This window comes from Vreelandella salicampi (assembly GCF_013415105.1).
In the GTDB taxonomy this organism is placed as follows: domain Bacteria; phylum Pseudomonadota; class Gammaproteobacteria; order Pseudomonadales; family Halomonadaceae; genus Vreelandella; species Vreelandella salicampi.
The window spans coordinates 227,220-246,036 of sequence record NZ_JACCDF010000001.1 but is presented as its reverse complement, the minus strand read 5'-3'; the positions used below and the strand labels follow the sequence as shown (position 1 = coordinate 246,036).

Below are 18,817 nucleotides of genomic sequence, written 5' to 3'. Positions count from 1 at the left end.
ATCGTCGATATGAATGATGGACCAAGCAAGGATGGTTTCGTTGGCAGGTGATGATTAACAAATCATGATGGCTCGTCACGGTCGAGACTTGCGTTTTGGAATAAAAGGCATTGATTTTCCGACATTTTAAAAAAACGAGGAGGTGTAATGTGAGCCATCACGAAATTCACAGGTCTAATCGTGTCGGGTGGTTGCGTGCCTCTGTGCTTGGAGCAAATGATGGCATCGTCTCTACTGCGAGTCTTATTATCGGCGTGGCAGCTGCCTCGACATCACATGAGAGCATTCTTTTAGCGGGTGTTGCCGGGCTGGTGGCAGGCGCCATGTCGATGGCGGCAGGGGAATATGTCTCCGTCAGTTCTCAATCAGATACGGAAAAAGCCGACTTGGTATTGGAAAGAAAATCCCTGGAAGAAGATTTCGGGTTTGAGCAACGAGAGCTTGCCGAGATATACCAACAAAGAGGGGTTGAGCCACGGCTGGCACAACAGGTCGCGGAACAGCTGATGGAACACGATGCGCTTGGCGCGCATGCCCGCGATGAAATCGGCATTTCTGTCGACGGTGACGCCCGGCCAATTCAGGCCGCTTTTTCGTCAGCGGGCTCTTTTGTCGTTGGAGCAGCGCTACCGTTAGGCATGGCATGGTTAGCCCCGGTCAATCTGCTCATTGTGATTGTTGCACTGTCGTCTCTGGTTTTTCTGGTGCTTCTGGGTAGCGTGGCGGCGCGCGCAGGTGGCGCATCCATTATTTCCGGCGCCATCAGGGTTACCTTTTGGGGGGCCTTAGCCATGGCTCTGACGGCAGGCGTCGGGCGGGTTTTCGGCGTCGTTGCATAAAGATGGTTTCATTATCGAGCGACTGCCACATTGAGTACCGCTTCAAAGCCATTTTGCCTGCCGGTTGCGGGAGAGTGCAGGTGCAGGCAAATGTTGGCGCCTGCGGCGATGGCTTCGGCAATGGCCAGACCGAGACCAGAGCCATCCGCATTGGTTTTTGAGCGAGCAAATCGATTGCGCAACTGGACAAGCTGATCCGCCGGCACGACTTTACCGCCATTGCATATCCGTAAGGTACCGTCAGCGCTCAGGTTGATCTCCACCGGCTCTTGGCTGGCACCGTGTTTTATCGCATTCTCAATCAGGTTACGTACTAGAATGGCAAAGGCGTCAGGGTCGAGGAAGGAGTTCACTTCGCCTTCGGGCAGGGTCAGGACAATTCGTCCTGGGATCCGATGTTCAAAATCCGTCACTATCATCGCCAGTATGGGCGCTAGGTTGTGCGGACGTTGCGCAATTGCACCACCTCCTTCGGCTTTGGCCAGTTCCAGCAATTTCTCGGAGAGTGTCGATAAACTGCGAAGCGCTACCTCCACCTCGGCAACATTGCACTTTAGCGCATCGCTGTGGATCTGGTGTTTCAAGCGTTGCACCTTGGCAAGGGCTGTTGCCAAGGGGGTGCGTAATTCATGGGCGCTGTTGGCCGTAAAGCTGCGCTCTGTTTCAAGCGCACGGTGCAATCGTTCCAGCAAGCGGTTGACGGCAACAGCAATCGGCTCAAACTCTGTAGGTAACTGATTCCCCTCCACGGGGCTAAGGTCTCCCGCCCCTCGGGATTCTATCGAGCGCTGGAATTCGACTACCTGCCGCAGGGAACGCCGGACAATCCACCAGACACCCAAGAGACTGATCGGAATCAGAAAAATTAAAGGCGTCAGCAATGCCAGACCCGCCTCCAGAGCGGCTTCGTGCCGATGGTTTAACGGCTCGGCTACCTCAATGTAAAGAGTGTCACTGACAGCAGAAGCGCCATATATTCTATGCGTCGATGTATTTGAAAACCCTTCCTGCGGCAAGGCGCCAAAAACGCTGATGTCAGCATCGTGAGATTGAAGCAAAAGGTTGCCTTGGCCATCTCTGACCAGATAGGTGAGGTACTCGTCGTGTTCTTTAAGGGCAGGGGCCGTTAGGTTACCGGTGCCATTTTCGCGGTTCAGAATGTCGGTAACGGCCAGCGGCAAAATGCGTTGGGCGGTTTCTTCAAGGGCGCTGTCGAAGACTTCGTTCATTTCGTGTTGAGCGACAAGCCCGGAAGCCGCTACACCGAACAGCCAGAGAAGCGTAACGCCCAGGGTGAGACCAATGCCTAGGCGTCTTTGTAAGCTGTTTTTATTGGTCATGTGTTTCCAGTCGATAGCCCATGCCTCTCACGGTAACAATAGCATCGCGCCCCAGTTTTTTTCGTAAGCGGCTGACATAAACCTCGATGGTATTACTTTCTATTTCTGCCCCAAAGGCGTAGAGGCGATCCTCCAGCTGTGAGCGCGACAGCAATATGCCGGGCCGCTGTATGAACCCTTCGAAAATCGCCCACTCGCGGGCAGTAAGCTCAACCGTCTGGCCGTGGCGACGAATGCGGTGGTCATTCAGATCCACCTCCAGGTTCCCAACACGGATGACCGGGTTCGGGTTACCCCGGTAACGACGGGCAACCGCCGCCACCCGAGCCGAAAGTTCGGAAAGATCAAAGGGCTTTATCAAGTAATCATCGGCACCGGCGTTAAGGCCTTCTATCCGGTCGGAGACCTGGTCTCTAGCCGTCAAAATAATGACGGGAGCAGTATTCCCGGCGGCCCTTAGATTACGTAAAAACGTCAGTCCATGGCCATCCGGCAGCATCAGGTCGAGCAGGACCAGGTCGTAGGCGGTGGTCTGCACGCTGGCCTCGGCAAAGCTTAGGCTTTGAACCCAGTCTATCGCGTGGCCGTCATCAGCGATCTGATCGCGCACTGCTTCGCCAAGGCCGGTTGTATCCTCAACCAGTAGTACCCGCATTATGCGTCTCTCCTCTCACTTTCATCCCTTCTTGTGAAAAAGATACTACCGCAAGTACCTGACAGTCGTCTGAACAACACGGCCATGGTGGTTCTTTCATCTGCGGTGGTGTCATCCAGCACTTCACTTTCCTGCGGATTATCTGCTGCGTTCAGGCCGCTGTCAGGTAGGGCGCATAACGTATGGGGTGTGAACTTAACAGGAGATATCCAATGAAGACTAACACCGTGATTTTAAGCCTCGCCTTAGCTTTTATGAGCACGCCGCTACTGGCAGATGATGACTGTGATGATCCCATGGACACTTGGCAGCCTCGGGAAAACCTGCGTCAGAAACTTAAAGCCGAAGGTTGGACGATATACCGCATCAAGGTGGATGACGGCTGTTATGAGGTTAAGGGCGAAGCCCCGGCGGGCTTTCGCGCCGAGGCGTCCTACTCTCCTGCATCACTCATGTTAATGGAGCTGGAGCGGGAAGATGACGACGACGACGATGAAGATGATGATCATTACCGCCATGACAGCAACAAACGTGACGGTATGCAGGGCAGTGTTCAGCCGGCAGCGCCGACTAATGGGATCGTCAGTGGTCGACCCAGCGTCACGGTCGAATAACCGGTGCACCTTTATCAGGAGAACCCATATGAAAAAGACCTTGTTGGCGATGGGTCTAGCCTTCGGGCTGACCACTGCACTGACCATGCCTGCTTTTGCCCAGGCACGTGAAGTGACTTTCACGACCGAGCTGAGAAATTACGCTGGCGATGGTGCGTACCTGGCGCTTTACCTAGCGGATGCGAACGGCAGGTACCAGGGAACGCTCTGGGTTGCCGGGGGAAAGTCCAAGTACTACAAACACTTGAGCGGCTGGGCGCGGGGCAGTGGGCTGAATGCGGCCGAGTATGATGGCTTGACCGGCGCGAGTTTGGCCAGTGGTCGTACCATGAAAATCACTCTGAATCTGGATGATGCGCTGATCGATAGCGGTTATGAGATTCGCATTGATACCGCTGTTGAAGATATGCGTGATCATCGGGCGGATATCGCCGTGCCGCTAACCAGTGAGGGCTCCGGACAGCCACAAGCAGGGCGTGGCTACATTCAATCGTTTCAATACGACCTATAACAGGTTTTAGCAGGAGCTAACGTTATGTTGCGACAGCTGCATGGGCTGCCAGGTTTGCTGGCGGCGTTGATGCTCGCAGTGCTTGCTATCACGGGGGCCATTCTTGCGTTAGCACCTGTGATGGACCGCGCCGCCGCAGTGATACCTGCCGATGGCGAGGTGAGCGTGGCCGAGCTGGCAGGACGGGTGGTGAACCATTATCCGGGAACCGAACAGATCGTGCGCGGCGCTTCCGGGGAGGTGATCGTTTATTACTACCGCGATGGCCAGCCTGGGGCAGATTTGGTCAATCCGATGACGGGGGATCGTGTTGCACCCTATGAGCCCTCACCTTTTTTCATCTGGGTCAAGGATCTGCATCGCTCGTTTTTGCTTGATGATGCCGGACGAATGCTGGCTGGAACCATAGCGGCGGTGATGGTGCTGCTGTGTATCTCGGGGATTCTGCTGCTGGTCCGGCGTAGCGGTGGCTGGAAGGCATTATTAAAGCCATTTACCGGTTCCGGAGGTAAACGGATTCACGCTGAACTGGCGCGATTCGCCGTTCTCGGTTTGCTGTTGTCGGCATTGACCGGCAGCTATATGTCGGCGCAGCGTTTTGGTTTGTTGCCCGAGCCTGTCGAAACGGGGCCAGCCTTTCCGGCTGAGGTTTCGGGCGGGCAACCCGTGCCAGTGGCAACGCTGAGCGCTTTAATGAGTGTTGAACTCGGTGACCTCCGGGAACTGGTGTTTCCTTATCCTGATGACCCTCAGGATGTCTATTCTTTAACGACCCGTGAAGGCACTGGGTTTGTCGATCAGGCGACCGGGGAGCTGCTGAAGTATCAGCCTCGCTCTGAAGGCAGCGCGTTGAAGCAATGGGTGGTCAGTCTGCATACCGGTGAGGGCCTGTGGTGGCTGGGCCTGATTCTTGGTGCGGCGGCGCTTACCGTGCCGGTGCTTGCAGTTACGGGCATTTGCATCTGGTGGCAGCGGCGTCGGTCGCCAGGACTGAGGCCGAACAATGCCGATGTCGCTCAGGCGGATACCATTATTCTCGTCGGCTCTGAAGGTAACACCACGTGGGGCTTTGCCCGTGAGCTTCACGCGACCCTGAACAAGGCCGGTTTTCAAGTGCATTGCAGCGAAATGAACGCCTTAGCTGATCAGTATCCGCAGGCTTCCACGCTGCTTGTACTAACGTCGACCTATGGCGACGGCGATGCACCGGCGTCAGCTCAACGGTTTATGGCGAGACTCGAAGGTTTCGAGGGCGAGAAAACGCTGAAATATGCGGTCTTGGGTTTCGGCGACCGGCAGTTTCCAAATTTTTGTCAGTTTGCTTTGTACGTGGATGCTGCGCTGGATAAAAAAGGGTTGGCGCGCTTGCATCCCATTGAACGGATTAATCGATGCAATGCTTCGCAATTCAGTGAGTGGGGCGAGAGACTCAGCGAGCACATGGGCGTTCCATTTATGCTGACCTATGATCCATTGCCACCAGCGACGGTAACGCTGGAATTGGTAGAGCGTGCGGATTACGGACTGGCTGTTCAGGCGCCGACCAGTATCCTGCGTTTCAAAGTGGCAGGCGCGAGACAGGGCTGGTGGTCGAGGTTTCTCTCGCGAAAAGGAGCGTTCCCGTTATTTGAAGCCGGCGATCTGCTTGGCGTTATGCCTCCTAATGGGGAGGCTGCACGGTTCTATTCGCTGGCATCTTCCGCTTCAGACGGCATACTGGAGATATGCGTCCGTAAGCAAACCGATGGCTTGTGCTCCGGTTATCTTTACGGGCTTAAGCCGGGGGACTGTATCAATGGCTTTATTCGCCATAACCCCGAATTCCGGCCAGCGGTGGGGAGCCATCCGATTATCCTGATCGGGGCCGGTGCTGGCATTGGCCCGCTGGCGGGGTTTATTCGTCGAAATACGGCACGCAATCCGATGTACCTGTATTGGGGTGGGCGTAATGCGCAATCGGATTTTCTGTATCAACCCGAGCTAGGAAGCTACCTCAATGATCATCGGCTGACAGGGCTCAATACAGCGTTTTCTCAATCGGATGAACACGCATATGTTCAGGACAAACTCAGGCAGGACCAGGTAGCAGTTCGGCGCATGGTCGACGCTGGCGCGCAGATTCTGGTTTGTGGCGGACGAGACATGGCGGTAGGGGTCAGGCAGGCTATTGAAGATATTCTCAAGCCCTTATCTACCGATGTTGAATCGCTAAGGGCCGAGGGGAGATACCTCGAAGATGTCTATTAAAGGTCATGCTTTTTCGAAAACTGAAGACGGCAAAAAAGACCGAATGGTTGATGACAGGAAGCTAAGAATTTTTATGGAGGTAGAACACGATAAGGTAGCTATCAGCTCAAAGCCGATTCGCCCCACTGGTGGTCCGGATCTCAGTCAACGCTGGGGACACCTTGGGCGAGGCGAGACCCTCCATGAGCGTTCTCACTGATACATAGCTGGTGATCACTTATTACCTCAATGATTCGGCAGTTCTCCACCTTGCCTCCGGCACATTGGGTGATCATCCGCTGAAGCTCGTCACGTAGAGCGGAGAGTCGCTGAAGATGAGACTCTACTTTTTCCAGGTGATGCCTGGCAATGGCGTCGACCTCCTGGCAGGGCATGTCGGGCTGGTCTGACATCGCCAATAACTCTCGCACCGCTTCCACCGAGAAGCCGAAGTCTCGGGCGTGACGGATGAAGGTCAAACGCCGCACGGCGTCTTCCCCGTAGCGGCGTTGCCCGCCCTCGGTACGCAACGCATCGCGCAGCAGTCCAATACGTTCGTAATAGCGCACTGTTTCCGGTTTGCAGTCGGCGCGCCGTGCCAGCTCACCGATGCTGATGATTTGGCGAATCGACGACATGGTAAAACTCCTTCCGAAAGACTTGAAGCTGTAGTTGCTACAAGGTTTAGACTTCAAAACAATAACGTACTGGAAGGAAGGGCGCCATGGAAAAGTCAACGCATACAGCAGCGCCTGCGGTCTTAACGCTGCGGGTAGAAGGCATGGACTGCGGCGGTTGTGAACGCAAGGTAGAGTCCGCGCTGGGACGGTTGGACGGCATCGAGGAGGTGACGGCAAGCTCAGTCACTGGTTCGGTGAAGATTCATTCCCCAGATCATGGGGCCCCGTCGCAAGAGACAATTGAGCGCATCCTGAACGAACTGGGCTACCAAGTGGCCTCTCATAAAGATCACAAAGGGGCATCGGCCTCCTCAACACCCTGGTGGCAAACCACTAAAGGCCGCTTGGTTATAATCACTGGAGGCCTGCTGGCATTGGCGTTTGCCCTTCGCTTTGTATGGCCAGTCTTGGGCAACTGGCCCTTTGTTGCAGCCACCTTGGTAGGCTTGGTGCCCATCGCACAGGGTGCCTGGGGCGCGCTGAAAATGCGCAATCCCTTCACCATTGAAATGCTGATGTGCATCGCTGCTCTTGGCGCATTGGCCATCAATGCCGCCGCTGAAGCGGCGATGGTGGTTTTCCTGTTCGCCGTGGGGGAGCTACTGGAAGGCGTCGCCGCGTCACGGGCGCGACGCAGCATCTCGGCCCTGGCGAACTTAACGCCGTCAACGGCGAGGCTGATAGACAATGGCGATGTTCGTGAGGTCTCGGCGGATTCTCTCAAGCCCGGTCAGCGGGTATTGGTGCGCCCCGGTGACCGCGTCCCCTGTGATGGTCGCATCCTGGCCGGTGAGTCTGACCTAGATGAGTCACCGGTGAACGGTGAATCCGTACCACGCTCGCGTGCGCCTGGTGATGACATTTTTGCCGGGACAGTGAACCTTGATGCCGCCTTGGAGGTGGAGGTAACACGAGGAGCCGAGGACAACACCATTGCACGGGTCATCCGCCTGGTCGAAGAAGCACAGGCTGCCAAGGCACCGGTAGCGCGCTTTATAGACCGTTTTGCTTATTACTACATGCCCACGGTCGTCGTGCTTGCGCTATTAATGGCGGTGGTGCCACCGCTGGTCTCAACCATGGCGTGGTCGGAATCTATCTACCGTGCCCTGGCGCTGCTGTTAATCGCGTGTCCATGCGCCCTCGTGATCTCAACCCCCGCCGCGATTGCGGCGGGGCTCTCGGCGGGTGCTCGACGGGGCCTGCTGATCAAAGGGGGCGCCGTGCTTGAGCAGTTGGGCAAGCTTCGCCTGATCGCTTTGGATAAGACCGGCACGCTCACCGCGGGCACACCCAAGGTCACCGATGTGGAGGACTGGGGCACTGGACATGACGAAAACGAAGTGTTGAGGTTAGCTGCCGCGATGGAGCGTGATTCCAGTCACCCCATCGCCACGGCCATCTTCGCTCATGCGCAGCAGTTGGGCCTTGCTATTCCCCAAGCGGTCGGTAACCGCGCGCTTTCGGGACGCGGCGTCGCTGGCCAAGTGGAGGGGCGCGAGCTGGGCTTGATTACGCCTCGCCACCTTGCAGAACAGATCACGCTTGATGACGCTTTAAGCGCCCGGATCGCCGAGTTGGAACAAGCCGGCAAGAGCCTTGCCGTACTGGTTGAAGGCGAGTGCCCACTGGGCCTGATCGCCGTACGCGATGAACCGCGTGAAGATGCCCGTGAGGGCCTGGCGGCGCTATCACGTTTGGGCGTGCAAGTCGTGATGCTCAGCGGCGATAACGCGCGTACCGTCGCCGCTATCGGGGGCGGCCTAGGCATCGAAGCGCACGGGGAGCTGATGCCCGAGGACAAGGCGCAGCGCGTTCGCGACTGGCAAACCGCAGGCCGTGGCCCTGTTGGCAAGGTGGGTGATGGTATCAACGATGCACCGGCACTGGCTGCGGCAGACGTGGGTATCGCCATGGGCGGCGGTACGGATGTGGCGCTGGAAACCGCGGATGCAGCCCTTCTCAAGAACCGCGTTACCGGTATCGCCGAGCTTATCGATCTGTCGCGTGCCACGCTGCGTAATGTTAAAACCAACGTTGCGCTTGCGCTTGGCCTAAAGGCCATTTTTCTGGTTACCACAGCCCTGGGTATTACCGGCATGTGGATTGCGGTGATGGCCGATACCGGTGCCACCGTACTCGTGACCCTGAATGCCATGCGGCTGCTGGGCTATCAGTTTACGCCTTACCGTTAGTTAGCAGAGTCATTGGGTAGTTGTCGGCGCCGCTGAACCTATTTGGATGTAAACTCGACCTCCATTTGCCAAATGACAACACATCAGATCTAAAGGAAAAGAGCGATGCTCTTATCGATACAAAATGCAGGTGTAGCAGAGAGGCGTCATCGGAGGTCATTAGTCGTTGGTGCGCTTTTGGCCGTAATGGCTGGTTGGCTTCCGATGCCCAATGCCGCCTTAGCTGAGCAAAACTTGTCTGAGCAAAACCTGGCTGATCAGAATGAGGAGAGACCTCAAGGGCGCTATCTGCTACCTGAGGAAGGTAACGTGATCGGCGAGGCTTACACCGTCACTGTAGAAGATAACGATGATACCCTGATTGATATTGCCAGACGTCACAACCTTGGCTATAGAGAGATTGTGCGTGCTAACCCAGATGTCAGCATTTGGGTTCCTGGAGTGGGTACTGAGGTGACCATTCCAGGACGCTTCATTCTGCCTCATGTCGAGCATACCGGGGTGGTAATCAACATCGCCGAGCTACGGCTTTACTACTACCCGGACGTCAATAACGATGAGACACCCCGCGTTGAGACCTATCCTATCGGGATCGGTCGCGAAGGGTTTGATACGCCACTCGGTGTGACCGAAACCACCATGAACATTAAAAACCCCGCGTGGTACCCGCCGGAATCAGTCCAGCGTGAAGCTAAAGCACGCGGTGAAGAGGCCCCCAGCGTGGTGCCTCCAGGCCCTGATAATCCGCTAGGGGATCACGCCATTATTCTAGGTTTCGATGGTTATTTGATTCATGGCACTAACCGGCCGGATGGTATTGGCATGCGCGCAAGCCGCGGCTGTATTCGCATGTTGCCTAAAGATATCGAGTCAATTTTTGGTCGTTTACCCGCAGGTACCCGGGTCAATATCATCAACCAACCTATTAAGATCGGTTGGGATAGTGGTCAGCCGCTGGTTCAGGCCTTCCCTCCTTTAGGTGAAGAAGAGCACAGCATGACCGCGCTGTCAGACGCTATTACTCGCCTTAACCAACGCAATACAGATGGTGTTACCTTCGATTACGCGCAGCTTGGTGACTTACTGGCATCATCCAATGGACTTATCGAACCCCTGAGCCCCAAGCCGGAACCCAGTAACAATGTAGATGATGATAGCAACGGTATTTATGACGAACTGGCACTCCATTCGCCTTGAGCGACATTAATGGCATTAGCAGCATATTCGTCTTGTGCTGGACAGCGCTCTTCCATCCCAAACGTAGAAGAGCGAACATTGTCATCACAACGTTGGAAGCTTCCACTTGCCGCATAGTGCAGCAGCTGGTTAATCTGATACCAGCGTGACAAATCTGAGGGAGAAGGGCTATTGACGTCGCTCTGAGCTACTTACTGCCGTGGGAGTTCTCACTGACGTGGGCCGCAGCCTGTGTGCTGGCCATCGTGCTCTACTTGCGAGGTCTGTGGCAACGTCAAAGGCTCGGCGAGACTACTGGCGTAGCCCGAACGCTAGCCTTCCTGCTAGGGGTTGCGGCGACCTATGGCGTCACCCTGACACATTACGACTATCTTGCTCAGTACATGTTTTTTGTCCATCGTGCCCAACATTTGGTACTGCATCACGCCGCACCCTTCTTGATTGCTTTGTCAGCGCCACTGCCGGTATTGGTCGAAGGTTTGCCAATGCGAATCAGGCACCTCCCTGGGCGGCGCCTATTCACGCGTATGCTCCACCCCGTTTACCGGATTCTTCAGCATCCGTTAATCGCCCCCGTGCTGTTCGTTGGGCTTATCTATTTTTGGCTGGTTCCCGAGATTCACTTCGATGCCATGCTGAGCGCTGACCTTTATCAGGTGATGAACTGGAGCATGGCACTGGACGGGTTACTGTTTTGGTGGCTGATCTTTGATCGTCGCTCGCCGCTACAGGGTGGCCTCGGCTATGGTAAAAGAATCGTCATTCTACTGGCGGTGATCCCACCGCAGATTGTTCTGGGTGCCTATATCGCCTTCAGTGAAGAGGTGATTTTTGATGTCTATGAGGTTTGTGGCCGTGCCTGGCCTCTTGATCCCTTGGATGATCAACGTATTGGCGGTCTGCTGACCTGGGTTCCAGCCACCATGATGAGTGTTCTTGGAGTGCTTATCGTTCTTAGCTTTATGTTCCGCGATGCTCGTAATGAGGATACCGTTCATGCTTCCCACCCCACTCGCTAATATACCGCGCCCAGTGCGCATCTGGTGCTGGACTTTTTTGTTGATTTTGGGGATGCCAAGCGCGCTATTCGCGGCAGATTTGCAGATCAGTGACGCTCGTATGCGACTACTGCCGGGAGATATTCCCGCAGCGGGCTATTTTACCCTCACTAACACCGGTGAAACGGATAACACGCTAATAGGGGCGGATAGCGCTTCCTTTGGTAACGTCACGATACATCAAAGTGTCAGTAAGAACGGTGTTTCAAGTATGCAGCACGTAGACCAATTAACCGTCGCGGCGGGAGAGCAAGTTGAGTTTGCGCCGGGGGGCTATCACTTAATGCTGATGAAGCGAAAGCACCCCATCGCCGTCGGTGACGAAATTGAAGTAACCCTTTTGTTAGGCAACGGGCAGCGGCAAAACGTCAAGTTCCGCGCGGGAGCACCCACAACACAGTAGGAGCGAACAGAATGCGCCAATGTATTATGACGGTATTCGTATCGCTATGGCTGATGGGATGCGGTGAGCAAACGTGGCAGACCAAGGATCTCTCAGGGCTTATGCCACCGTTGGCATTTAATCTTGTCGACGAGAACGGTAATGACGTGACTGCCGATCAATATCTTGGCAGGAGCACACTGCTGTTTTTTGGCTTCACTCACTGCCCTGATATCTGTCCCACCACGCTTGCGCGCCTCGATGCTGCCACCCAGCGTCTGAAAGAGACGGACCGCGATGATATCCAGGTGCTTTTTGTCTCGGTGGATCCCCGGCGCGATGACCCAGCATCACTGCGCGCCTACACGGATGCTTTCGGTCCCCAGTTCATCGGCCTCACAGGTAACAAAGCAGCGCTTGATGAGCTAACACGCCGCTATCGCGTTACTTACGGGTATGGTGAAGAAGATGGCAACGGCAACTACGAGGTATCGCATTCCAGCGCGGTATTCGCCTTCAATGAGCAGGGAAAGGCCCGTGTACTGATCCGCGATAGCGACCCCATGGATGCGGTGGTGGCTGATCTTAAAACACTTGTCGATGATGGTTAGGACTGCCGCCTGAATAGCCCGATTCACTCAGTTCCCTTTCTGGCGGCGATACCCATGCAGCATGCCAGCGATCAGATTATCGCGCTCCTTGAGGCTTTCCACCACAGCACCCAATACATGTAGCGGCACCATGAAAAGAAACGCGTTGGCCATGAATTCGTGAACTTCTTCAACCCAATCCACGCCCCAGAAACGTTCGGTTTCTTCCATCATGTAGCCGGTGAGACCCAGGCTAAGTATCAGCCCAAGCAGCACCAGCATCATGACAGCACCCAACGGCGTATGGGTGATACCAGATTGGCCAGCTTTGCTTTCGCGACCTCGCGGGGTACGGCGAAGGCGGCTCACGGTAGGCCAGAAGCTTCGCCAGCGTGCACTCCAGGGGCCGATAAACCCCCACAGGATACGTACGACGACCAAAGCCACTAGGGCATAGCCGACCCATTGGTGAATATCGCCGCCTTCTTCGCTCAGCCATAGGTTAGCGGCTACACCAGCGACCAACGCCCAGTGCACTATTCTGACCAGCGGGTCCCAGACGCGGATACGGGTATTATCGGCCATGGTAACCTCCTGATCAGTCTTCGACTTCCTGCTTCACGATGCTGGCATCCACGGGGTTGAAATAGATCTCTACCCGGCGTTTCTGCTCATCCCAGCCGTAGATCTCGTAGCAATTGCCGTCAGTGACTTTAAACTCTTTGATTTCGTAACCCATTTCACGGATACGTTCTTTCATATCGGCTTGGCTGATCCATTCGTCACTGGCCGTATCAGTACACTGAGTTTCGGCCAAAGCGGCGGCGCTACCGGTGAGGAGTAACGTGGTCATTGCGATCTTGACGGTGCGAGCTTGCATGGAAGTACCTCGAGTCGGTGATGGAAGTCCGTGCCTGACAGGATTGTCGATGGGCACAAACATCATCTTCAACGAGGTAGCTTAAGGCAGGCTTAACGACATGAGCTGTCTTGAAGGCCATTCGGTAGACGTCCCAAAGGTTATTCACCCATTCGGTGACGTCACCCTTGTCAGCACCGCCGTGATCAGCAGAATAACCGCGACCAACGCCATTTCCAGCGCAATACTGCGCCTTAACCGCCGTGAGGCTGTTGCGTCACCGCGCTTGAAGGCCGGTACAAGTCGCCACTTGTTCGCGGCAGCAAAGAGCAGTAGCGCCGCGACGATCAGTACCTTTCCGATCAAGAATTGGCCATAGGCCGTGGTGAGAAGTGGCGTGAGACTGCCTGTTAGCAACGTGGCCAAAGTGACACCCGCCAATACCAACAAGCCAACTCCGCCCATCGCGATCTGCCCGAAGCGGGTCAGAATGCGGGCGGTATTGGCGCGGTCGTGATGACTTCCCACCAGATGGAACAGCGGCCACAGCGATGCCACCCAGAATGCCGCCGACATCAAGTGAAGGATCAGCAAGCCCGCCAGCACGAGGCGCGGGGTGTTCACGGTATGTCCCACCTGCACGAACGCCAGCATCACCAGTAACACGCCTGTCAGGCTCAGGCTATTGTTTGCCTTCGACAGGGCTAAGACATTGAGCTGAATCGCCTGAACCAGCAGCAAGCCCGTTACCGCCAGTATCAGCCGGGTCCCCGGCGCGCCCTCGAACACGATGCCGAGCAACATCGGGTCGGTTGCGGAAGCCACATTGCCGCCCCCGAGGTAACCGGCTTGCAAAGGCCACTGCAGCAGGACCAGGGCGATCCCCGCCCACGCAGCGAGGATGCCCATGCGGGCGACATTGCGCCGCTCACGATCAGGGAGTAGCGGAAATGCCAGGCGAAATAGCACGGCCCCTGTCGCGACAAGGGCACTGAGGTAGAACCCGGCCGCGGCCAGAATCATGGCAATGGTCCAGACCTCAAGGCCACTTATGGCTGACCACCAAGCCACGGATTAGGGCTCGACCGAGAAGTTGAAACCGTCGGACATCATGTGCCCGTCATCTGACAAGCCACGCCAGCTCACCTGGTAGTCACCCGACGAAAGTGCTTCTTCCGGCTTTACGACGTAGCGCTCGCGGCGTTCACTGTCCGACTGATCATCAAGGCGAACCGAACCGTCAGGGCCTGTCACCTCAAACTGGGTAATACGCATCGAGCCATCGAACTCGACGCCAATCTTCGCCGGGGAGTTCTGTAAGGTGGCCCCGTCTTCAGGCAAGGTATCTACGCCGCCTTCATGCGCTAGCACGGGCATTGCCCCCGCCAGCAGCAGCGCTGCCAAGGTAGTGTGAATGATAGGAAATGTTGTCGTTTTCTTATGCATACTAGGTCCTTAAGTGTTGTCTAACGTTGAGTGATTGGTGCGATTACTTCATCGAAATCATCCTAAGGCGTAAGGCATTGCCAATCACGCTCACAGAGGAGAGCGACATTGCCGCCGCCGCGATAATCGGTGATAGCAGTAGACCCGTGAAGGGGTAGAGGATACCTGCGGCGATGGGCACGCCTGCTGCATTATAAGCAAAGGCAAAAAAGAGGTTCTGGCGTATGTTGCGCATGGTGGCTTTGGAGAGCAGGTGTGCCGTTGCAATGCCATTAAGATCACCGCGTAGTAGGGTAACGCCCGCGCTTTCTATCGCCACATCGGTCCCCGTTCCCATGGCAATACCGACATCCGCCGTTGCGAGGGCGGGCGCGTCGTTTACGCCGTCGCCTGCCATGACAACGATGCGCCCCTCATCGCGGAGTCGCTGAATTACCCGGCCCTTATCCTCAGGAAGTACTTCAGCTTCGATCTCGTCGATACCGAGGCGGCGTGCGACAGCTTCTGCAGAGGTGCGGTTATCCCCTGTTAGCATCACCAAGCGAATGCCATCGGCCTGCAAGGAGCGGATAGCGTTTTGGGTGGTTTCCTTGACCGGGTCGGCAATCGCGAGAAGCCCGGCCAATTGCCCATCAATGCTGGCAAAAATGACCGTCGCACCGTCGCCGCGTAGTCGTTCTGCGTTGGTATCTTGGGCTTTTGTGTCGATGCCTTCGCTTTCCATCAGAAGCCGGTTACCCAAGGCAACGCGTTGCCCGTCAATCTGCCCAATGACACCCTTGCCGTTGGGCGCCTCGAAGTCCGATGCTTCGGTTAATTCAGCCCCCATTTCCTTGGCTTTTTCGACAATGGCATGAGCAAGGGGGTGCTCGCTGCCGCGCTCAAGGCTGGCTGCTAAGCGCAAAAGCTCCAATTCAGCAATGCCTTCAGCGAGAATCAACTCGGTCACTCTTGGTTTGCCTTCGGTAAGCGTGCCGGTTTTGTCGACGACCACGGTGTCGATCTTCTCCAAGCGCTCAAGGGCTTCGGCGTCGCGAATCAATACCCCCGCTTGGGCGCCACGTCCTACTCCCACCATGATTGACATAGGGGTCGCGAGGCCTAGCGCGCACGGGCAAGCGATAATCAGAACACTAACGGCGGCAATGAGGCCAAAGGCCATCGGTGGGGTAGGGCCCCATACCGACCATGCGATGAAAGCGATAACGGCAATGAAAATGACGACGGGAACGAAGATGCTTGCGACTTTGTCGGCAAGTCCCTGAATCGGCGCTCGGCTACGCTGCGCGCTGGCCACCATTTGCACAATCTGTGACAGCATGGTGTCACGGCCCACCTTGTCGGCACGCATGACAAATGAGCCCTGGCCATTGATACTGCCGCCGATAACGCTATCGCCTGTGGCTTTTTTTACCGCCAGAGGCTCGCCGGTGACCATGGATTCGTCAATATTGGAGCGACCTTCCAGCACCTCCCCATCCAGAGGCACCTTGTCACCGGGGCGCACCCGTAGCCGATCTCCCACTTGAACTTGGTCGAGAGAGACATCCTCCTCATTGCCTTGGTCATCAATTCGCCGTGCAGTAGCAGGCGCCAGATCGAGCAAAGCTCGAATCGCCCCCGAGGTTTTTTCGCGCGCGCGCAGCTCTAACACTTGCCCAAGAAGGACCAGAACGACAATCACCGCCGCCGCTTCAAAATACACCGCGACTGAGCCATCAATTTGGCGGAAGGCATCTGGAAAGATGCCGGGCACAAGAGTCGCCAGCAAACTGTAGATCAGCGCGGCGCCGGTGCCGATGGAGATCAGCGTAAACATGTTGAGGCTGCGTCGTATGATGGAACGCCAACCACGGACAAAGAATGGCCAACCCGCCCAAGCGACCACAGGTGTTGCCAGTACCAGCTGAATCCAGTTGGACGTTTGCTGAGAAATGAGTTCACTTACTCCAAACAGATGACCGCCCATTTCCAGCACAAATACGGGTAGGGCGAGCGCCAGGCCGATCCAAAAACGCCGGGTCATGTCGTTAAGCTCTTCTGACGGGCCTGTGTCGGCAGATACCGTCTCAGGCTCCAGCGCCATGCCACAAATCGGGCAGTCGCCCGGGCCTTCTTGGCGAATTTCCGGGTGCATGGGGCAGGTGTACATTGTCCCTGGTGGCGCGGACTCTTGTGGTTTCTCGCTTTCGCTTAGATACGTTTCAGGTTCGGCAACAAACTTGTCGTGACACTTCTCTGAGCAGAAGTACCAGGTTGTTCCTCCATGAGTAGCGCGATGGCGGGTCGCGTGAGGATCAACGTCCATGCCGCAAACTGGATCTTTTGCGTGGGAGGAATCGGTATGGCCTTCAGACATCGTGCATTCTCCCTGTTTGGCGAGCAAGGCGCATGGCTTCGTGCTCTTCGAGGGCCAAGAGAGCGTCTACGAGCTCTTTGGTTTCGGGAATTTCCGCCTTGCCGGCCAGGCTGCGATAAAGCTGGATCGTTTGCTCATGAAAATCGAAAACTTCCTGGCAAATGGCGTCGAAACTTAATGCGGCGTAGGGGGCCTCGCAGGTGCGGTGGGTTTTGATGGGCTGGTGCTCTAAATAGTCATAAACATAGGTTTTCAAAGCTTTTGCATCAGCCGTTTGTTCAAAGCGCGCAACCACACGCTGCATTTCCGCTTCTTGGGCGGCGAGGTAATTGAGCAGCATTTGAGCGCGCTCTTCTTCGTGCTCGTTGGCACAGTGGGCCAAGCAGCTAGCGAGATGTTCGTGTAGCTGACGTGTCCAATCAATCAGGTCACCAAAGGTTCTGACTTCCATGGGGTAGCTCCTAAAGCGCTATTAGCGTTAATGAGAATGGTGCGAATGCTCGCTGTCACCTGATGTGTTGCGTTTGGCGAGGAAAATCCACTCACCCAGCAAAATGATAGCCATTACCCCGCTGGCAACTACAAGGACTAAAGGGTCTGAGGTGGCTTTTACCCAAATAAAGCCGAGTAACACAATGGCATCCAACAATATGGCGATGCTCGGAATGACAGGGTTAGCGTCCACATTGTTTTTTAGATGACGTAGCACGCCCCAGTGAATCGCGATATCCATGATCAGGTAAAAAATAATACCGAGTGCCGCGATACGGCTCAGATCAAAGAAAGCGGTCAGCACCAAACCCAGCACGATGGTGTACACCAGGGTGTGCTTTTGCAGGCTGCCGGGCATGTGAAAGTGGCGATGCGGTACTAGCTTCATTTCCGTCAGCATCGCGAGCATGCGCGAAACGGCGAAGATACTGGCAATAATACCGCCTGCTGTCGCCAGCATGGCGAGAATCACGGTAAACGCCACTGCGGCTTCGCCAAGGGCGGGTCGAGCGGCAGCGGCCAGCGAATAATCTTGTGTTTCAATAATTTCCGGTAAAGAAAGGTTGCTGGCAACGGCAAAGCCGACAAGCGCATAAATCACCACACACAGGGTAATGGAGATCGTGATGGCTTTGCCGACATTGCGCTTGGGGTCCTTGAGCTCCGAGCCGCTGTTGGTAATGGTCGTGAAGCCCTTAAAGGCTAGAATACCCAGGGCCGTTGCGCCTAAAAAACCCGCGATGCTAGGCGTAGGTGCATCGCTGCTTGCGCCCATTTCGAGAGAATCGGCGACATACACACCGACCACACCGAAGACGATAATGCCGCCTATTTTGACGAACCCGAGCACCGAGGCAACGGTCTCAATCAGCTTGTTGGCGGATAAATTAATCAAGAAGGCCGCTAGTATTAAACCAACACCCAATAAAGGTACATAAAAGGAGCGGTCGCCCAAATCAACCAGCTCTAAGGTGTACGAGCCAAAGGTTCTCGCCAGAAAGCTCTGCGCGATCACCATGGAAAAATACATCAAAAGCGCATGGAAGGCGGTGGGCAGCGTTGGGCCGTACGCTTTCTGGAGGTACATACCGATACCCCCCGCCGATGGATAGGTATTGGATATTTTGACGTAAGAATACGCGCTGAACGAGACGATCACCGCAGCGGCCAGGAAGGCGAGAGGAAATAAGTAACCGGTCATTTCGGCCATTTGTCCAGTTAGCGCAAAGATACCGGCACCGATCATGACACCGGTGCCCAGCGCCACAGCACCGATTAACGAAAGGCTGCCCTCTTTGTATTGTGGCGTTCTATCCTGATCAGCCATGGAAAAGCTCCTTGTGTTGAAACGAGTACTACGGCAGCGCTGATCCG

General features: G+C 55.6%; 19 protein-coding genes. 9 read left to right on the top strand and 10 right to left on the bottom strand.

Annotation, left to right across the window (positions count from 1 at the left end; genetic code table 11):
- The first annotated feature begins 149 nt into the window (after window positions 1-149).
- Window positions 150-839 carry a VIT1/CCC1 transporter family protein gene (locus HZS81_RS01185; protein WP_179928722.1) on the top strand — a complete coding sequence of 230 codons (690 nt, stop codon included), beginning with the start codon at window positions 150-152 and terminating at the stop codon, window positions 837-839.
- A gap of 11 nt (window positions 840-850) precedes the next feature.
- On the opposite strand, the gene HZS81_RS01180 is transcribed toward HZS81_RS01185, so the two are convergent.
- Window positions 851-2,179: a sensor histidine kinase gene (locus HZS81_RS01180; protein WP_179928721.1), complete on the bottom strand. Its 1,329-nt coding sequence runs from the start codon at window positions 2,177-2,179 to the stop codon at window positions 851-853.
- Window positions 2,169-2,834, bottom strand: a complete 666-nt coding sequence (locus HZS81_RS01175) for a response regulator (protein ID WP_179928720.1) — start codon at window positions 2,832-2,834, stop codon at window positions 2,169-2,171. The genes HZS81_RS01180 and HZS81_RS01175 overlap by 11 nt, the downstream gene beginning before the upstream one ends.
- A 212-nt stretch (window positions 2,835-3,046) precedes the next feature.
- Here HZS81_RS01175 and HZS81_RS01170 point away from each other — a divergent pair, with 212 nt between their 5' ends.
- From HZS81_RS01170 to HZS81_RS01160, 3 genes are read left to right on the top strand one after another with little or no spacing between them, the layout of a single operon-like run.
- Window positions 3,047-3,448 carry a PepSY domain-containing protein gene (locus tag HZS81_RS01170; protein WP_179928719.1) on the top strand — a complete coding sequence of 134 codons (402 nt, stop codon included), beginning with the start codon at window positions 3,047-3,049 and terminating at the stop codon, window positions 3,446-3,448.
- A gap of 28 nt (window positions 3,449-3,476) precedes the next feature.
- Window positions 3,477-3,959 (top strand): DUF2271 domain-containing protein, encoded by a 483-nt coding sequence (locus tag HZS81_RS01165; RefSeq protein WP_179928718.1) that lies wholly within the window; start codon window positions 3,477-3,479, stop codon window positions 3,957-3,959.
- Between the two features lie 24 nt (window positions 3,960-3,983).
- Window positions 3,984-6,206 (top strand): PepSY domain-containing protein, encoded by a 2,223-nt coding sequence (locus tag HZS81_RS01160; protein ID WP_179928717.1) that lies wholly within the window; start codon window positions 3,984-3,986, stop codon window positions 6,204-6,206.
- 140 nt (window positions 6,207-6,346) lie between these two features.
- Here HZS81_RS01160 and HZS81_RS01155 read toward each other — a convergent pair whose 3' ends face one another.
- Complete coding sequence (locus HZS81_RS01155) at window positions 6,347-6,823, bottom strand: MerR family transcriptional regulator (protein ID WP_179928716.1); 477 nt, start codon at window positions 6,821-6,823, stop codon at window positions 6,347-6,349.
- 86 nt (window positions 6,824-6,909) lie between these two features.
- Here HZS81_RS01155 and HZS81_RS01150 point away from each other — a divergent pair, with 86 nt between their 5' ends.
- The 5 genes from HZS81_RS01150 (at window position 6,910) to HZS81_RS01130 (ending at window position 12,308) form a co-directional block, all read left to right on the top strand.
- Window positions 6,910-9,060 carry a heavy metal translocating P-type ATPase gene (locus HZS81_RS01150; RefSeq protein ID WP_179928715.1) on the top strand — a complete coding sequence of 717 codons (2,151 nt, stop codon included), beginning with the start codon at window positions 6,910-6,912 and terminating at the stop codon, window positions 9,058-9,060.
- Between the two features lie 204 nt (window positions 9,061-9,264).
- Window positions 9,265-10,257 (top strand): L,D-transpeptidase family protein, encoded by a 993-nt coding sequence (locus tag HZS81_RS01145; protein ID WP_241697334.1) that lies wholly within the window; start codon window positions 9,265-9,267, stop codon window positions 10,255-10,257.
- Between the two features lie 233 nt (window positions 10,258-10,490).
- Window positions 10,491-11,276, top strand: a complete 786-nt coding sequence (locus tag HZS81_RS01140; protein WP_338401800.1) for a cytochrome c oxidase assembly protein — start codon at window positions 10,491-10,493, stop codon at window positions 11,274-11,276.
- On the top strand, window positions 11,254-11,718 hold the full coding sequence (locus HZS81_RS01135; RefSeq protein WP_179928714.1) for a copper chaperone PCu(A)C: 465 nt from the start codon (window positions 11,254-11,256) through the stop codon (window positions 11,716-11,718). Before HZS81_RS01140 ends, HZS81_RS01135 begins: the two co-directional genes overlap by 23 nt.
- An 11-nt stretch (window positions 11,719-11,729) precedes the next feature.
- A complete protein-coding gene (locus HZS81_RS01130; protein WP_179928713.1) occupies window positions 11,730-12,308 on the top strand; it encodes an SCO family protein in 579 nt (192 codons plus the stop codon).
- A gap of 27 nt (window positions 12,309-12,335) precedes the next feature.
- On the opposite strand, the gene HZS81_RS01125 is transcribed toward HZS81_RS01130, so the two are convergent.
- The 7 genes from HZS81_RS01125 to HZS81_RS01095 all read right to left on the bottom strand — a co-directional run bounded on the left by HZS81_RS01125 (window position 12,336) and on the right by HZS81_RS01095 (window position 18,770).
- Complete coding sequence (locus HZS81_RS01125) at window positions 12,336-12,872, bottom strand: cytochrome b/b6 domain-containing protein (protein WP_179928712.1); 537 nt, start codon at window positions 12,870-12,872, stop codon at window positions 12,336-12,338.
- A gap of 13 nt (window positions 12,873-12,885) precedes the next feature.
- Window positions 12,886-13,167, bottom strand: a complete 282-nt coding sequence (locus HZS81_RS01120) for a PepSY domain-containing protein (protein WP_179928711.1) — start codon at window positions 13,165-13,167, stop codon at window positions 12,886-12,888.
- Window positions 13,168-13,311: 144 nt separating this feature from the next.
- Complete coding sequence (locus HZS81_RS01115; protein ID WP_194249242.1) at window positions 13,312-14,169, bottom strand: copper resistance D family protein; 858 nt, start codon at window positions 14,167-14,169, stop codon at window positions 13,312-13,314.
- A gap of 51 nt (window positions 14,170-14,220) precedes the next feature.
- Entirely contained in the window at window positions 14,221-14,592 is a 372-nt protein-coding gene (locus tag HZS81_RS01110) for a copper resistance CopC family protein (protein WP_179928709.1), read from the bottom strand.
- Window positions 14,593-14,635: 43 nt separating this feature from the next.
- Complete coding sequence (locus tag HZS81_RS01105) at window positions 14,636-16,951, bottom strand: heavy metal translocating P-type ATPase (RefSeq protein WP_179928708.1); 2,316 nt, start codon at window positions 16,949-16,951, stop codon at window positions 14,636-14,638.
- Complete coding sequence (locus HZS81_RS01100) at window positions 16,944-17,402, bottom strand: ATPase (protein WP_179928707.1); 459 nt, start codon at window positions 17,400-17,402, stop codon at window positions 16,944-16,946. The genes HZS81_RS01105 and HZS81_RS01100 overlap by 8 nt, the downstream gene beginning before the upstream one ends.
- A gap of 27 nt (window positions 17,403-17,429) precedes the next feature.
- Window positions 17,430-18,770 carry an APC family permease gene (locus HZS81_RS01095; RefSeq protein ID WP_179928706.1) on the bottom strand — a complete coding sequence of 447 codons (1,341 nt, stop codon included), beginning with the start codon at window positions 18,768-18,770 and terminating at the stop codon, window positions 17,430-17,432.
- Window positions 18,771-18,817: the final 47 nt, after the last annotated feature.

What these genes read in the sequence shown, in the direction of transcription:
- HZS81_RS01180 (WP_179928721.1), bottom strand. Translation starts at nt 2,179, where the DNA reads ATGACCAATAAAAACAGCTTACAAAGACGCCTAGGCATTGGTCTCACC.
- HZS81_RS01175 (WP_179928720.1), bottom strand. Translation starts at nt 2,834, where the DNA reads ATGCGGGTACTACTGGTTGAGGATACAACCGGCCTTGGCGAAGCAGTG.
- HZS81_RS01170 (WP_179928719.1), top strand. Translation starts at nt 3,047, where the DNA reads ATGAAGACTAACACCGTGATTTTAAGCCTCGCCTTAGCTTTTATGAGC.
- HZS81_RS01165 (WP_179928718.1), top strand. Translation starts at nt 3,477, where the DNA reads ATGAAAAAGACCTTGTTGGCGATGGGTCTAGCCTTCGGGCTGACCACT.
- HZS81_RS01160 (WP_179928717.1), top strand. Translation starts at nt 3,984, where the DNA reads ATGTTGCGACAGCTGCATGGGCTGCCAGGTTTGCTGGCGGCGTTGATG.
- HZS81_RS01155 (WP_179928716.1), bottom strand. Translation starts at nt 6,823, where the DNA reads ATGTCGTCGATTCGCCAAATCATCAGCATCGGTGAGCTGGCACGGCGC.
- HZS81_RS01150 (WP_179928715.1), top strand. Translation starts at nt 6,910, where the DNA reads ATGGAAAAGTCAACGCATACAGCAGCGCCTGCGGTCTTAACGCTGCGG.
- HZS81_RS01145 (WP_241697334.1), top strand. Translation starts at nt 9,265, where the DNA reads ATGCCCAATGCCGCCTTAGCTGAGCAAAACTTGTCTGAGCAAAACCTG.
- HZS81_RS01135 (WP_179928714.1), top strand. Translation starts at nt 11,254, where the DNA reads ATGCTTCCCACCCCACTCGCTAATATACCGCGCCCAGTGCGCATCTGG.
- HZS81_RS01130 (WP_179928713.1), top strand. Translation starts at nt 11,730, where the DNA reads ATGCGCCAATGTATTATGACGGTATTCGTATCGCTATGGCTGATGGGA.
- HZS81_RS01125 (WP_179928712.1), bottom strand. Translation starts at nt 12,872, where the DNA reads ATGGCCGATAATACCCGTATCCGCGTCTGGGACCCGCTGGTCAGAATA.
- HZS81_RS01120 (WP_179928711.1), bottom strand. Translation starts at nt 13,167, where the DNA reads ATGCAAGCTCGCACCGTCAAGATCGCAATGACCACGTTACTCCTCACC.
- HZS81_RS01115 (WP_194249242.1), bottom strand. Translation starts at nt 14,169, where the DNA reads ATGATTCTGGCCGCGGCCGGGTTCTACCTCAGTGCCCTTGTCGCGACA.
- HZS81_RS01110 (WP_179928709.1), bottom strand. Translation starts at nt 14,592, where the DNA reads ATGCATAAGAAAACGACAACATTTCCTATCATTCACACTACCTTGGCA.
- HZS81_RS01105 (WP_179928708.1), bottom strand. Translation starts at nt 16,951, where the DNA reads ATGTCTGAAGGCCATACCGATTCCTCCCACGCAAAAGATCCAGTTTGC.
- HZS81_RS01100 (WP_179928707.1), bottom strand. Translation starts at nt 17,402, where the DNA reads ATGGAAGTCAGAACCTTTGGTGACCTGATTGATTGGACACGTCAGCTA.
- HZS81_RS01095 (WP_179928706.1), bottom strand. Translation starts at nt 18,770, where the DNA reads ATGGCTGATCAGGATAGAACGCCACAATACAAAGAGGGCAGCCTTTCG.